Source organism: Streptomyces sp. NPDC058335 (assembly GCF_042723915.1).
In the GTDB taxonomy this organism is placed as follows: Bacteria; Actinomycetota; Actinomycetes; order Streptomycetales; family Streptomycetaceae; genus Streptomyces.
Map to the genome: position 1 here is coordinate 397919 of NZ_JBHXHX010000003.1, position 14032 is coordinate 411950.

Here is a 14032-nt window from a genome sequence, read left to right on the forward strand (position 1 = left end):
CGCGTCGACGAGACACAGGGAGGTCCCACATGGCTGGGGCGAAGACGGCCGTCGAATGGCTGGCATCCGTCGCACCGGACCCCGAGGCCTGCCGCTGGGAATGGGAGCGCAACCCCCTCGGGGTCGCGCTCCTGCCCGCGGGCAGGGCCTGGGACGTGCTCATCCTGCCGGGCGAACTCGGCTATCCCACACTTGACGTCCTCACCCGCATCCTCGACCGGCCCGGACCCGTGCTGGCCGACTTCGGGGACAACCGGATGGGGTTCCTCGTGCCACCGGGCACGGCCGCCCGCTGGCTCGGCACCGGCATCCGCACGGCAGGGCCCGGCACCTGGATCGTCGTGCCCTATCCGGGCCGCTCGACCGGCGCCGTCCGCTGGCTGGTCCCGCCGGACGGCTCCGGCACGCTGACCGACCCGGCTCTCCTCGAACTGGCCATGCACGAGGCGGCGGCCGGCCCCGCGGGGGGAGCGATGGGCTGACCCACCCGCCCGGCTGACCCACCCGGCCGCCCGCATCGCCACCGTCCCCGGCCACCGACCTGGCCGGGCCGGGGAACCCAGCCCTGTCGGGAGGCGACCCGGGCTGACGGATACGCCCCGCCTGCCGCCGGGCTCAGTGAGGCGGCATCGGCCACCGCGCCCCGAGCCGGGCTCGACAGCCGTGCCGCCCGTACGTCCCGCCACCGACCTGGCCGGGTCAGTTAGCCAGCTCCGTCGGGAGGCGACCCGTTCACCGGCTTCGGCCGCCCGCGCGGCCGGCGCGGCGCTCACCGCTGCCCGGCGGCTACTCCGGTGCCGTCGCCTTCAGCGCCAGCCACAGCTCCATCCGTACGTCCGGGTCGTCCAGGGAACGGCCCAGGATCTCCTCGACGCGGCGCATGCGGTAGCGCAGGGTGTGCCGGTGGACGCCGAGGTCGGCCGCCGCCGCGTCCCACTGGCCGTGCCGGGAGAGCCAGGCGCGCAGGGAGGCCACCAGATCGCCCCGGCCCGTCGCGTCGTGCTCGTGCAGGGCCCGCAGCAGACCGTCCGCGAAGGCCTTCACCGCGTCGTCGGCCAGCAGCGGCAGCACCGAGCCCGCCGCGAGCTGCTCGTGCTCCACCAGGACCCGGCCCCGGCGCCGCGCCACCGACAGCGCCTGCTCCGCCTGCTTGTACGCGGCCGCCGCGGCGATCGGACCGGCCGGCCCGGACAGGCCGACGATCAGTTCGTCCTCCTCGCCCTCGGCCCCGGACACGCGCGCGTCCTCCAGCGCCGCCGCGTACGAGGCGACGGCCGCGGCCGCCGCGCCCTCGTCGGCGGCCAGCGCCACCAGCCGCTCGCCCTCGGGCACCACGAGGACCGTCTCCCCGGACCGGGCGGCCGCCGACTCCACGACCTCGGCGAGGGCGCCCAGGGTGTCCTTGGCCCGGTCGGCGGAGCCGGGCCCGCGCGAGGACGCGTCGGCGTGGCCCCGCACGGACGCCGGCTCGGCCACCAGTACCCGGAACGGGGCGTCCAGCAGACCGCCGTACAGCTCACCGGCGACGGCCCGCGCGTGGTCCGGCTCGCCCGCCAGCAGCATGCGCAGCACCGCCACGCCGATGCGCTGTTCCGCCGCCTGGAGGGAGCGGGAGCGTTCGGTGGTCAGGGTCAGCAGAGCGATCGCCGAGTGGACGGCGTAGCGCTCCGCCGTGCCGAGGGCCGAGGCCGTGCCGACCGCGAGGGCGGCCCGCGGGCGGCGGCCGGTGCCCAGGGAGTGCAGTTCGACCCGGTCGTCGTGGTCGGTGTGCTCCGGCCCGCCGACCACCGCCGAGGCCGGTACCGGACGTTCCCGAAGCCGCTCCACGTCCGCGGTGAGCCGCGCCGCCCGCCGCTCCGCCCACTCCGGCGCGGCGGCGACCACGGCGCCCGAGGCGTCGTACAGCGCGGCCCAGCCGTCGACCTGGGAGGCGAGCGCGGCGAGCAGGCCCTCCGGACCGTCCGTCAGCGCCTGCCTGGTCAGCTCGCGCTGCGCCGCGAAACCTGCCGTCACCGCCCGGTACTGGTCGGCCGCGATCGCCGCCGACACCTCCTTGCTGATGGCGAGGAACGGCGTGCGGCGGGGCACCTCCAGCAGGGGCAGGCCCTCCTCCTCGGCCGCGTCCACGAGGGCCTTGGGGATCTCCTCGTAGTTGACGCCGACGGCGAAGCCGAGCCCCACCACTCCGGCCCCCGCCAGCCGCTTCACATAGCGCCGCATCGCCTCGGGGTCCTCCGCGTCCAGCTTCAGGGCGGTGATCAGCAGCAGCTCCCCGCCCTCCATGTACGGCACGGGGTCGGCGAGTTCGCTGACGTGCGCCCAGCGCACCGGCACGTCGAGACGGTCCCCGCCCGCCCGCACGGCCAGCTTCAGCGCGGAGTGGTGGACGAGCGAGGCGAGCGTGGGGGGCATGGGACCTTCAGGTCTGAGGCGGACGCACGGGCGATCAGCGGGATGATCTTTTGGCCGCTTCGTATGAAGGGCCTGTGCCGATTCTGCCTCACTGTAGGGGTCGCCCGCGCCTCGCTTCAGCCGCGCAGATCCACCAGCAGCGGCGGCGCGTGCTCACCCTTGAGGCTGGTCAGGGACAGCACCGCGTGCCCCGGCGGCACCTCGTGCGCCAGCTGGGACGCCGACCACCGCTCCCGCTCCACCTGGCGCACGGTCACCGCGTCCGTGGTGACGGCCTTGCCGGTGACCAGCTTGCGCAGGGCGTGCAGGGCGCGGGTCATCGGCTGGTCGGCGAAGACCGTGTGCTTGGCGACCTCCGTCGTCTCCACCCACTCGGTGCCCCAGGTCTGCGCGAACCGGCTGCCGTCCCAGGTGGTGATCCCGGCGAAAGCCATCCGGCAGCCGACGGCCCCGTACAGCGGACCGTGCAGGGCCTCCGGGACGTCGGCGACCGTGCGCAGCGACAGCAGCACGCCCGCGTTCTGCGAGCGCAGCCGCTGGATCCGGCGCACCGACCCGGCGGTGACCGCGCCGGTCGCGTCGTCCAGGACCAGGGCGGCGAAGTGGGTGCGCCCGGCCTCCCGTACGACCGTGTGGAACTGGGCGAGGACGAGCCGGGTGATCAGCCGGCCGGCCTCCTCGTGGCCGCGCTCGGGCAGGTCGACGCGCACCCGCAGCGGGTGGTGGGCGACGGAACGCAGCGAGAAAGCCCGGTGCACGCCGCTCTCCGGCCCGCCGTTCCCGCCGTTCCCGCCGAAGAAGTCGGCGAAGGCCGGCCGGTTCAGCAGCGCCAGGCGGTCGGCGAGGGCGCGGCCCGGGTCGCCTGGCGCACCCGCCTGGCGGACGCGCGCGTCCAGCTCACGTCGCATGACCTCGTCGCCGGCCACCGCCTCGCGCAGAGCGGACAGCGCCGTCGGCTCGCCCTCCAGCAGCTCGCGCAGGACCGGCAGCGGCGGGAAGCGGCCGTGCACGGCCCGGTAGGGGCCGAGGAGCTGGGCGAGGGCGGTGGCCGCGCCCTGCGCGTTCACCGTGTCGAGGTCGCCCACCAGTGCCTCGGCGAGGATGGCGGCGGCCTCGTCGGGATCGTCGCACCCGGCGTACGGATCGAGGTCGTGCACCGACGAGGCGTTGCCGATCCGGACGATCACGTCGAAGGCGGAGTCGGAGCCGAGCGGGCTCCCGGCCGAGGAGACCGCGACGAGCGCGCACGTCCCGGTGAGCGCCTGGAGGGCCAGCGCCTCGGTGACCGGCTCCACGAGGGTGCGCGTCTTGCCCGAGCCGGACGGGCCGACCGCGAGCAGCGAGGTGCCCAGCACGTCCGGGCCGAGCGCGGCGCCCGCGTCGTGATAGGCGGCGGGGACACGGTCGCCGGCCACCCACCGCCCGATGCGGATCTGGCGCGCGAGCAGGTCGTGGCGGCCGGTGCGCCGGGGCAGGTCGCGGGAGCCGGAGGGGTGGGTCCAGGCGGCCCCGGCCTGGCGCAACACGGTCTCCCGGAATTCCGGCCGGCCGGCCGTCCACGCGCGCGCGACGCGCGCGCAGTCCACGTCGTTCATCCGCCCGGCCGCGACCTCGGCGGTCAGCACGTCGGCCGCCTCGTGCTGCCCGGCGTCGCGCAGCTCGGGCCACTCGGCGCGCGGGCGTTCCACGGGGGCGGGCGTACCGGGGTCGGCGGCCGCACGCCGGGTGGCGAGCCGTTCCTTCAGGTACGGCCACCAGCCGCCGACCAGCGCGAACGGCCACACCACGAGCAGGGTGATCACCGTGTACAGCGAGTTGGTGAACAGCCGGTCGGCGAACAGCTCGTAGCCACCGGCGATCAGGGCGATGAGGGAGAACAGCGGGTCGATGACGGGCAGGGCGTCCCAGCCCACCACCGGGAAGGCGGTCGGGAACACGAAGCTCAGCGCGACCAGGGCGCCCAGCAGCCCGAGCAGCGCCCGCGCGGGCTGCGGCCGGCGGCCGACGAAGTGGCGTACGGCGTCGGGCCAGGCGCCCAGCCGTCCCATGGCGAGCACGAGGACGGCGAAGAAGACGCCGTCGTAGACCACGCGGGCCTCGGCGCCCTCCATGTTCTTCGGGGAGGCGATCGTGCCGCCCCACCACCAGTCGTCCGGCGTGAACAGCCGCAGCGGAGCGAACTGGTACGGCAGGCCGCCCCGGCGCCACAGCGACCACAGCACCAGCGCCACCACGAACGGGATGAGCAGGCCGACGACGGTGACCGGCGCGAGCCGCTCAGAGGCCCGCGCGGCCTTCGGCAGCCGGTACCCGAACCGCCAGATACCCGGCCCGGCGGCCGCACGGGGCTCGTTCAGCCAGGCGGCCACCGCCGAGGAGGCCGGGGCACCCGGCCCGCCGGCGTGCGGCACGGACGGCGTACCGGCAGGCACGGACGGCGTACCGGGAGGCAGCGGCGGTGCGTCGCCCGGCCGGGGCGGGACCGCGGGCGGCGCCGGCACACCGGGAGGCGTCGTCGCCGGGCGCTCCGGCGGCACCGCCGGCCGCGGCACAGGATCCGCATGCGTACCCCGCGCGTCCTGCGTCCCGTCGCTGTCCATCGCCCTTGCCCCCTGACCAGCCGCTCCGTCCACCATCGCCGAGTCAATCTAACGCCCCCGCATGGGGAGTTCACCGCTTACGCGGCCGGGGCCCGGCGGCGGACCCCCGAGCGGCTATGTCCACGACGGACAACCGGCGCCGCCGACAACGCCCACATGGAGCATGCCCGCACCCCCTTCCCCGCCCTAGCCTGCGAGAAAAGAACCTGTGCGTCCGTGAGAACGCACCCCGGTACGCCCGGTACGCAAGATCATCAGGGAGCCCCCATGACCGCACTTCCGCAGGAGCGCCGCGTCGTCACCGCCATCCCCGGCCCGAAGTCGCAGGAGCTTCAGGCCCGCCGCGTCGCCGCGGTCGCGCAGGGCGTGGGCTCTGTGCTGCCGGTGTTCACCGCGCGCGCGGGCGGCGGCATCATCGAGGACGTCGACGGCAACCGCCTGATCGACTTCGGCTCCGGAATCGCGGTGACCAGCGTCGGCGCCTCCGCCGAGGCCGTCGTACGCCGGGCCGCCGCGCAGCTCGCCGACTTCACCCACACCTGTTTCATGGTCACCCCCTACGAGGGCTACGTGGAGGTCGCCGAGGCCCTGGCCGAGCTGACCCCGGGTGACCACGCCAAGAAGTCCGCGCTGTTCAACAGTGGCGCCGAGGCCGTCGAGAACGCCGTCAAGATCGCCCGCGCCTACACCAAGCGCCAGGCGGTCGTCGTCTTCGACCACGGCTACCACGGCCGGACGAACCTGACGATGGCGCTGACGTCCAAGAACATGCCGTACAAGAACGGCTTCGGCCCGTTCGCGCCCGAGGTCTACCGGGTGCCGGTGGCCTACGGCTACCGCTGGCCGACCGGGGCCGAGAACGCGGGCCCGGAGGCCGCCGCGCAGGCCATCGACCAGATCTCCAAGCAGGTCGGGGCCGACAACGTGGCCGCGATCATCATCGAGCCGGTGCTCGGCGAGGGCGGTTTCATCGAGCCGGCGAAGGGCTTCCTGCCCGCGATCAGCAAGTTCGCCGCCGACAACGGCATCGTCTTCGTCGCGGACGAGATCCAGTCCGGCTTCTGCCGCACCGGCCAGTGGTTCGCCTGCGAGGACGAGGGCATCGTCCCGGACCTGATCACCACAGCCAAGGGCATCGCGGGCGGCCTGCCGCTGGCCGCCGTCACCGGTCGCGCCGAGATCATGGACGCCGCGCACGCGGGCGGCCTCGGCGGCACCTACGGCGGCAACCCGGTCGCCTGCGCCGGTGCGCTCGGCTCCATCGAGACGATGAAGGAGCTGGACCTCAACGCGAAGGCCAAGGCGATCGAGGCCACGATGAAGGCCCGCCTCACCGCCATGCAGGACAAGTTCGACATCATCGGTGACGTGCGCGGCCGCGGCGCGATGATCGCCATCGAGCTGGTCAAGGACCGTACGACCAAGGAGCCGAACCCCGAGGCGACCGCCGCGCTCGCCAAGGCCTGCCACCAGGAGGGCCTGCTGGTCCTGACCTGCGGCACCTACGGCAACGTGCTGCGCTTCCTGCCGCCACTGGTCATCGGTGACGACCTGCTCAACGAGGGTCTGGACATCATCGAGCAGGCTTTCGCCCGCGTCTGAGCGGGACCTGTGCGTCCGGTCCGGGAGCCACGGAATTCCGGGCCGGGCAGAGCGTGTGAAGAAGGTGTGCGGGGTGGATGGCGGGAGGGAGATCCGTCTGTCGTCCCGGGAGTCACTGCCGTAGGTTCTACCCAGATGAGAGATACACCCCGCTCACAGGGGACTGTGGGCGAACCCAGGCCGGGGCCTCCCCAGCTTCGACCTGGTCGTGCCTCGCGCACACAACCGGAGCCCTCGGCTTCGGATCTCCTCACCGATCGGACGGTCGCTCGCCCCAAACCCCCCGGGGCGCGCGACATTCCGGTCCGGACGGCCACCTCGGAACCACCCCCCCTGTTCCGGGGTGGCCGACCTCCTTCTCGGACACCGATCTCTCGCACACAGGCCACTGACTGCGGACCCCGGTTCACGCCCCGGGGTCTTCTTTTTGAGGCGGAAGCGATACGATACGTATCGTCTCGCAGTCGCTCGGTTTCCCGGTCCCGGGTCCCCGTTTCCCGGTTTCCCGGTTTCCCGGTTTCCCGGTTTCCCGGTTTCCCGGTTTCCCGGCTTCTCCGAGCCGCCGTCCGCCGTCCGCCCCGCAGGAGGCCCCCATGCACCGCCACGTCGACGCCGCACCCGGCATCCGCCTCTGGGTGGAGGATCGCGGTCCCGCCGACGCGCCCCCGCTCCTGCTGATCATGGGCGCCCAGGCCAGTGGGGTCGGCTGGCCCGACCCGTTCGTGGACCTCCTCGCCGCCCGCCACCGCGTCATCCGCTACGACCACCGCGACACCGGCCGCTCCACGTGGGCGTTCGACGAGCAGCCGTACCCGATCACCGCGCTCGCGGCCGACGCCGTGACGGTCCTCGACGCCCTCGGTGTCGACCGGGCCCATGTCGTCGGCCTCTCCCTGGGCGGGATGCTCGCCCAACTGCTGCTCGCCGACCACCCCGACCGGCTGCACACCGCGACCCTGATGGGCACCCAGGCGCTCAGCAGCACGCCGTACGTACGGCCGGACGGCGTGGCGGTGCCCGTCGAGGAGCTGCCCGGGATCGACCCCCGGGTGCTGGAGCTGTGGGCCAGGCCCGTGCCGTCCGACCTGGACGCGGAGGCGGAGCTGGACCGGAGGGTCGAGCACTGGCGGCTGCTGAGCGGTGACGTCCTTCCCTTCGATGCCGCGTACACCCGCGCTCTGGAGCGCGGGATCATCGAGCACACCGGGCATCACCGGACCAACACCGCGCACGGCCGGGCCGACGCGTCCGGCATGGACCGCACCCGGCAGCTCGCCCGCACCGAGGTGCCCACCCTGGTGATCTCCGCGCCGGCCGAGCCGGTCTTCCCGCCGCCGCACCCGCAGCACCTCGCCCAGGTGATCCGGGGCGCTCGCCTCGTGGAGATCCCCGGCATGGGGCACGCCCTGCCGCCCGCGGTGCACGCCCCGCTGGCCGCCGCGATCCTGGAGCACAGCCGTTCCTGACAAGCTGGGGCCCATGTCGACCCGCTCCCACCCGGAGGCCGGGGGTGCCGCCCCGGCGCCACCGGCTCCCGGACGCCCCGCTCGGGGCGCCCTCCTGCTCGGCCTGCCCGCGCTCCTCCTCGCCCTGTGCACCTGGCAGGTCGCCGCCGAGGGACCCCTCCTGGACCTGGACGAGCGCCTGAGCCGGGCCCTCGTCCGGCCCGGCCGGGCCGCCGAGCTGCTGGCCGACCTGGGCAATGTGCAGGTCGCGCTGCCCGTGCTGGTGCTGGTCGCCGGGTACGCGGCCCGGCGGGCACGGTCGGCTGGCGTGCCGCGGTGGTGGCTGCCGCCCGTCGCCGGGCTCGCGCTGATGGTGCTGGTGCCGCTGATCGTCGTACCCCTGAAGGAGTGGACGGACCGGCCGGGGACGCCCGCCGTGCCGCCGGCGACCGGCTACTACCCGTCCGGCCACACCGCGACGGCGGCCGTGGCCTACGGCGCGGCGGTACTGGTCCTGCTGCCCTGGCTCGTCTCACGGCTCGCCCGCCGGGCGGCGGTCGCCACAGCCGTCGTGCTGGTCGCGGCCGTCTCCTTCGGTCTGTTGCGGCGGGGCTACCACTGGCCGCTGGACGTGGGGGCGAGCTGGTGCCTGGGTGCGGTGCTGCTGGGGTCGTTCCGGCTGTTCCTGCGGCGGGTCGCGCGGTAGCGGGCCGTTGGCCGGCGTAGCCCCGGCCGGCAGGGCTGCGGCTCGGTGGTCCGGGGTTTCCGGCGGCGTCAGTCCTGCTGCCCGGCCACCGGAGCGGCCGTCGTCATGACTGCCGTCCGTGAACCGGTCTCCGGACGCGGCGCCGCGGGCGCAGCGGCCGTTCCAGCGGCCGTTCCAGCGGCGGGTCGCGTGGTTGCCGGTCGGCAGGGGTGCGGCTTTGTGGTTCATGGCCTGGTGGCTTTCCCGGCGTTGCCCGGCAGGGGGGTGGTCGGCCGGCAGTGTGTGGCTCCGTGGCTCACGGCCCGGCGGCGTTCGTGGCCCTGCCCGGCACGCGGGTGGGGGGCCACGTCGAACCGGCGTGGGCCCGGTCTGCCTCGAACCGGCGTGGGCCCGGTCCGCTGCGGCCGGGCGGTAGCCGACCGTGCCAAACCGGCGTACCCCAGGCCCCCACCACTACGACTCGGACAAGCGACCCTCCGCCTCCGCGCCCCTACCGTGGAGCAGGAAAAGCCAGCAGCACACCCACTACGCGGAAGGGCCGGGACTCTCCTATGCCCCAGGAAAAGAATGTGGGGGCCACCCACGCCTTCTGGCTCGCCGGCCGCCAGGTCACCGGCGAGGACAGCTTCGACGTCACCTCCCCGTGGGACGGCCGTCTCGTCGGCAAGGTCGGCGTGCCGAGCGACGCGCAGGTCGAGGAGGCCGTGGCCGCCGCGTACGCCGTGCGGGACGAGTTCGCCGCCACCCCGGCGCACGTCCGTGCCGCCGCCCTCGACCACGTCAGCAAGCGGCTCGTCGAGCGCACGGAGGAGATCGCCCAGCTGATCTCCGCCGAGAACGGCAAGCCGATCAAGTGGGCGCGGGGCGAGGTCGGCCGGGCCGTGTCCGTGTTCCGGTTCGCCGCCGAGGAGGCCCGCCGGTTCAACGGCGGCGAGGCCCAGCGGCTCGACACCGACGCCGGCGGCCAGGGCCGCCTGGCCCTCACCCGGCGCTTCCCGAAGGGCGTCGTGCTCGGCATCGCGCCGTTCAACTTCCCGCTGAACCTGTGCGCCCACAAGGTCGCCCCGGCGATCGCGGCCGGCGCGCCGATCATCCTGAAGCCGGCCCCGGCCACCCCGCTCTCCGGCCTGATCATCGGCGAACTGCTCGCCGAGACCGAGCTGCCCGCCGGCTCGTGGAGCATCCTGCCGGTCTCCAACGACCGCATGCCCGCCCTCGTCCAGGACGAGCGGATGCCGGTGATCTCCTTCACCGGCTCCGAGAAGGTCGGCTACGCGATCATGGATTCGGTGCCGCGCAAGCACTGCACCCTGGAGCTGGGCGGCAACGGCGCGGCCGTCGTCCTCGGCGACTTCGCGAGCGACGCCGACCTCGACCGGGCCGCGACCCGCATCGCCACCTTCTCCAACTACCAGGGCGGCCAGTCCTGCATCTCCGTGCAGCGGGTCATCGCCGACGCCTCCGTGTACGACCGGCTGCTGCCGCGCATCGTCGCCGCCGTCGAGGCCCAGGTCACCGGCGATCCGTCCGACGACAGGACCGATGTCGGCCCGCTGGTCAGCGAGGACGCGGCCAGGCGCGTCGAGTCGTGGGTCGACGAGGCGGTCTCGGCGGGCGCCACGCTCCTCGCCGGAGGCAAGCGCGACGGCGCCTCCTACGCGCCGACCGTCCTCACCGACGTACCGGCGGACGCCACCATCTCCTGCGAGGAGGTCTTCGGGCCGGTCCTCACAGTGCGCAAGGTGGACGGCGAGGCCGAGGCCTTCGCCGCCGTCAACGACTCCAAGTACGGCCTCCAGGCGGGCGTGTTCACCCATGACCTCCAGGCCGCCTTCCGTGCCCACCGGGCGCTGGAGGTCGGCGGCGTGATCATCGGCGACGTGCCCTCCTACCGCGCCGACCAGATGCCGTACGGCGGCGCCAAGCAGTCCGGTGTGGGCCGCGAGGGCGTGCGGTTCGCGATGGACGACTACACCTACGAGCGCGTGCTGGTCCTCACCGGTCTCGCCCTCTGAAACGGACCCCGAGGCACTCTAGCTAATGGGAACCGTTTTCAGATAACCTCGCTCGTGACGCGAGCTCGTCGTCCCGGAAGGGGCCCGGCACCGATGCCTTCCGGTGCCGGGCCCCTTCTTCGCGTCGGCCGCTGCCGGACCCTCAGCCGGAGAAGCCGACGAGCGCGAGCCGCACCGGGCCGCGCAGTCTGAGACGCAGATCGTGGACGCCCTCGGCGGTGAAGGGGGCGTCGAGCGTGGTGGAGGCGTACGGCCCCGGCGTGGGCGTGCCCAGGGTCAGCGTCGCCAGGGGCGGGCCGCCTGCCAGGGAGACCTCCACCGTGCCCTCGCCGGCCACCTCCACGCTCACACCCGTGACACCGGAGCCGAAGTCGCAGTCCCGGTAGAGCAGTTCGGCCGTGCCGTCCGCCGACGCGGGCGTCACCGCGTCACCCGACACCTTCGTCCGGTCCACGATCTCCGTGCCGCTCTGCTCGTCGAAGTCGACGGCGGCCAGTCCGTCGCGCAGGACCGGACGCGGGGCGGCCCGCTCGCCCTCCAGGGTCACCGTCGTCCGCAGCCGGACGTCCTCGCTGGACGCGCCCACCAGCAGGTCGTACGGTCCCGGCTCGCGGCGCCAGTCGCCCCGCGCCACGTCCCAGAACGCGAAGGCGGACAGCGGCACCTCGAAGGACAGTGCCGTCCGTGCGCCGGGGGCCAGTGTGACCCGGTGGTGGGCCAGCAGCTCGCGCCGGGGGCGGGTGACCGACGGGTCCACCGCCCGCGAGTAGAGCTGGGCGACCTCGTCCGCGGTCACCTTCCCGGTGTTGGTCACCGTGAAGGAGACCCGCACCGAGCCCTCCCCGACCCGCACCGCCAGATCGGCGTACGCGAACGAGGCGTACGACAGGCCGTGCCCGAACGGGAACAGGGGAGTGCCCTCGAAGTACAGATACGTCTGACGGGTGCCGATCACGTCGTAGTCCAGCAGGTCGGGCAGGTCCGCGTCGTCGGCGTACCAGGTCTGCGGGAGCCGGCCCGCCGGGGAGACGTCACCGGCCAGGACCCGGGCCAGGGCGGTGCCCGCGGCCTGCCCGCCGTGCGCCGTCCACAGCACCGCGGACAGCTGCCCCGGCTCGACGGCGTACGGGTACGCCGACACCAGTGCCAGCACCGTGCGCGGATTCGCGGCTCGGGCGGCCTTCAGCAGCCGCTCCTGCTGTCCGGGCAACCGCAGGGTCGTACGGTCCTCGGTCTCGCGGCCGTTGATGTGCGGGTCGTTGCCCGCCACCACCACGACCACGTCCGCCCCGGCCGCCGCCCGCGCCACCGCCTCCTCGCCGCGCTCGGTGACGACGAGGTGGAACACCTCGGGATTCTCGTCGGCAACCTTCACGCCGTCGGCGGCGACAGAGACGTGGCGACCCGTGCCGAGATGCCGCAGGAGGTGACCGTCGCCGTGGGGTTCGAGACGGAACGTCTCCTGCACGACCCAGCCGCCGGGCTGGTCCGCGGAGGCGCGCAGGAAACCGTCCTCGGCGACCGAGAGGTAGCGGCCGTCGGGGGCGCGCAGGGTGAGCACGTCCTCGCCCCAGTCGACCAGCGCGAACTCTGTGCCGGCGGGGTCCGCGGTGAGCGGCGGGAGGTCGGTGCGGCCCGCGAGCAGCGCCGGGTCCAGGGCGCCCTCGGCGCCGCGCACCTCGTCGGTGGCCTCGGGGGCGGGCGGCACCTTGAGAAACGTTCCGGCGGCGGTCCTGAGCAGGACCCTGTCCACCCCCTCGGCGAACTCCACGCGCTCCGCGCCGAACCGCTCGTACAGCCCCTCCAGCGGAGTGGACCGGTGGATCAGGGTGCCGCTGTACCAGTCGAGCTTGCACTCGTCGGCGAGCAGGCCGACCACCGCGATCCGGGCGTCCGCGGCCAGCGGCAGCACACCGTCGTTGCGCAGCAGCACCACCGCCTGCTCGGCGGCCTCCCGCGCGAGGGCCCGGTGGGCCGGGGTGTCGAACTCGCCGGTGCCCGCGTACGGGTCGTAGTGCGGGTCGAACTCGCCCAGCCGGAACCGCACCGAGAGCTGGCGGCGGACCGCCGCGTCGATGTCGGCCTCGGCCAGCAGACCCTGCTCGTACGCCCCCGTCACCCGCGCGACGATCTTCGAGCCGTCCGTGCCGTGGTCGGTGAAGCTGTCCACGCCGGCGGTCAGCGAGGCCGCCGTCGCCTCCTCGTGGGTGTCGAAGTAGTGCTCGGAGTCGACCAGGTTGGAGGGCGCGCCCGCGTCCGAGCAGACCAGCAGCTCCTCCTCGGTCCAGGCCCGCAGCTGCTCGCGCAGGTACGGCGACACGTGGTTGGGGCGCCCGTTGACCAGGTTGTACGCCGGCATCACCCCGGCCACGGCGCCCGCTTCGACCGTCTCGCGGAAGGCGCGCAGGTCGTACTCGTGCAGCACGCGCGGGCGGACCGAGGACGAGGTGACGTCACGGCCCGTCTCGTTGTTGTGGGCCAGCCAGTGCTTGAGGACCGGAGCCGTACGCCAGTAGGTCGGATGGTCGCCGCGCAGGCCGTGTGTATAGGCGGTGGCGATGGCGGAGGTGAGCCTCGGGTCCTCCGAGTAGCCCTCCTCGTTGCGGCCCCACAGGGGGTGGCGCAGCAGGTTGACCGTGGGGGCCCAGACGTTGAGGCCGATCCGCTCGTCGCGGGCGCGCATCGCGCGGACCTCCTTGGACACCGCCTCGCCGACCCGCCGTACCAGCTCCGGGTTCCAGGTCGCGCCCATCCCCACGGCCTGCGGGAACACCGTCGCCGGGCCCATCCACGCCACTCCGTGCAGCGCCTCCTGACCGGTGCGGAACGCGCCGACGCCGAGCCGTTCCACGGCGGGCGCGAACTGGTGCAGGAAGGAGATCTTCTCCTGGAGGGTCAGTCGCGACAGCAGGTCGTCGATGCGCTTCGCGAACGGCAGATGCGGATCGCGGAACGGCGGGGCGGGCGGCGTGGATGCGGTCACGTGAGGTTCCCTTTGCGATGGAGCGGGGAGACGCTTTCGAAGCGCTTCGATGCTCATTCGACCCCGGGGTGGGTGTCAAGGGACCCCGCGGCAACAACTGGGACTCTTGAGCGACATTTCAAGTCGTGCATGAGCGCGGACCAAACCCGGATACCTCGGAGGAATCTTGGGAGCGACCCTTGTGCACCCCCATGCCTTCACTTAACCTCACAGCAACATCGAAGCGCTTCGACGATCCTTCGTCAGTGCGGAGCCGCCGCCGCGAGGCA

The 14032-nt window shown here is 73.8% G+C and carries 8 protein-coding genes and 1 pseudogene; 6 read left to right on the plus strand and 3 right to left on the minus strand.

Annotation, left to right across the window (positions count from 1 at the left end; all coding sequences use genetic code 11):
* Positions 1 to 29 precede the first annotated feature (29 nt).
* Positions 30 to 482, plus strand: coding sequence for a hypothetical protein (locus ACFWJX_RS07645; RefSeq protein ID WP_383238275.1), 453 nt, complete (start codon positions 30 to 32; stop codon positions 480 to 482).
* A 304-nt stretch (positions 483 to 786) separates the two neighbouring features.
* On the opposite strand, the gene ACFWJX_RS07650 is transcribed toward ACFWJX_RS07645, so the two are convergent.
* The gene (locus ACFWJX_RS07650) at positions 787 to 2412 is read right to left on the minus strand and encodes a PucR family transcriptional regulator (protein WP_383238278.1); all 1626 of its coding nucleotides are present in this window, start codon (positions 2410 to 2412) and stop codon (positions 787 to 789) included.
* A gap of 116 nt (positions 2413 to 2528) precedes the next feature.
* Positions 2529 to 5012, minus strand: a complete 2484-nt coding sequence (locus ACFWJX_RS07655; RefSeq protein ID WP_383238281.1) for an ATP/GTP-binding protein — start codon at positions 5010 to 5012, stop codon at positions 2529 to 2531.
* A 267-nt stretch (positions 5013 to 5279) separates the two neighbouring features.
* On the opposite strand from ACFWJX_RS07655, the gene gabT reads away from it, so the two are divergent.
* The 5 genes and pseudogenes from gabT (at position 5280) to ACFWJX_RS07680 (ending at position 10780) form a co-directional block, all read left to right on the plus strand.
* Positions 5280 to 6614, plus strand: a complete 1335-nt coding sequence (gene gabT, locus ACFWJX_RS07660) for a 4-aminobutyrate--2-oxoglutarate transaminase (protein WP_383238284.1) — start codon at positions 5280 to 5282, stop codon at positions 6612 to 6614.
* Positions 6615 to 6749: 135 nt separating this feature from the next.
* A pseudogene (locus ACFWJX_RS07665) lies at positions 6750 to 6964 on the plus strand (phosphoesterase); the annotation flags it as partial.
* 243 nt (positions 6965 to 7207) lie between these two features.
* Positions 7208 to 8080: an alpha/beta fold hydrolase gene (locus ACFWJX_RS07670; RefSeq protein WP_383238288.1), complete on the plus strand. Its 873-nt coding sequence runs from the start codon at positions 7208 to 7210 to the stop codon at positions 8078 to 8080.
* A gap of 13 nt (positions 8081 to 8093) precedes the next feature.
* Positions 8094 to 8765 carry a phosphatase PAP2 family protein gene (locus ACFWJX_RS07675; RefSeq protein ID WP_383238291.1) on the plus strand — a complete coding sequence of 224 codons (672 nt, stop codon included), beginning with the start codon at positions 8094 to 8096 and terminating at the stop codon, positions 8763 to 8765.
* Between the two features lie 569 nt (positions 8766 to 9334).
* Positions 9335 to 10780: an aldehyde dehydrogenase family protein gene (locus ACFWJX_RS07680; protein ID WP_383238294.1), complete on the plus strand. Its 1446-nt coding sequence runs from the start codon at positions 9335 to 9337 to the stop codon at positions 10778 to 10780.
* A gap of 142 nt (positions 10781 to 10922) precedes the next feature.
* Here the strand turns inward: ACFWJX_RS07680 and ACFWJX_RS07685 are convergent, their stop codons facing one another.
* Positions 10923 to 13763, minus strand: coding sequence for a glycoside hydrolase family 3 C-terminal domain-containing protein (locus ACFWJX_RS07685; protein ID WP_383238297.1), 2841 nt, complete (start codon positions 13761 to 13763; stop codon positions 10923 to 10925).
* Positions 13764 to 14032: the final 269 nt, after the last annotated feature.

Bases quoted from the DNA above. Each gene is read 5' to 3' on its own strand.
- ACFWJX_RS07655 (WP_383238281.1), bottom strand. From the start codon at position 5,012: ATGGACAGCGACGGGACGCAGGACGCGCGGGGTACGCATGCGGATCCT.
- ACFWJX_RS07675 (WP_383238291.1), top strand. From the start codon at position 8,094: ATGTCGACCCGCTCCCACCCGGAGGCCGGGGGTGCCGCCCCGGCGCCA.
- ACFWJX_RS07670 (WP_383238288.1), top strand. From the start codon at position 7,208: ATGCACCGCCACGTCGACGCCGCACCCGGCATCCGCCTCTGGGTGGAG.
- ACFWJX_RS07645 (WP_383238275.1), top strand. From the start codon at position 30: ATGGCTGGGGCGAAGACGGCCGTCGAATGGCTGGCATCCGTCGCACCG.
- gabT (WP_383238284.1), top strand. From the start codon at position 5,280: ATGACCGCACTTCCGCAGGAGCGCCGCGTCGTCACCGCCATCCCCGGC.
- ACFWJX_RS07650 (WP_383238278.1), bottom strand. From the start codon at position 2,412: ATGCCCCCCACGCTCGCCTCGCTCGTCCACCACTCCGCGCTGAAGCTG.